The organism is Vibrio sp. Y176, from assembly GCF_033438945.1.
Genome location: NZ_JAWOQS010001071.1, coordinates 1 through 539, shown reverse-complemented (window position 1 = coordinate 539; position 539 = coordinate 1). Strand labels below are relative to the sequence as shown.

At 49.7% G+C, this 539-nt stretch carries 1 protein-coding gene; it reads left to right on the top strand.

Annotation, left to right across the window (positions count from 1 at the left end; translation table 11 throughout):
• Positions 1–539 (top strand): ATP-binding cassette domain-containing protein (locus R7O13_RS30250; protein WP_318305644.1); only part of this gene is annotated, 539 nt, incomplete at both ends.

Here is a 539-nt window from a genome sequence, read left to right as displayed (position 1 = left end):
AGGTGAACTTAAAGCGCAAGGCGGCGATCTCACCTATTCGCAAGGCGTAAAGATCGGCTACTTTGCTCAGCACCAGTTGGAGACGTTGCACCCAGAAGAAACACCACTGCAGCACATGATGCAGATCGCACCGGATCAAACAGAGCAGCAACTGCGCGATTACCTAGGTAGTTTTGGTTTCCAAGGCGACAAAGCGCTAGAAAAAGTCGCACCGTTCTCTGGTGGTGAAAAGGCACGCTTAGTGCTGGCATTGATCGTGTGGCAAAAACCAAACCTATTGCTACTCGACGAACCAACCAACCACCTAGACTTAGACATGCGCCAAGCGTTAACCATGGCTCTGCAAACGTTCGAAGGTGCGATGGTGATTGTTTCACACGACCGTTACTTACTGCGCGCAACCACCGATGATTTGTACTTAGTGCATGATCGCCAAGTTGCGCCATTCGATAGTGACCTAAACGCCTACTACAAGTGGCTGACTGAACAACAAAAAGCCGAGCGAAAAGAAGCACAAGCGTCGCAACCAGTTAAAGATA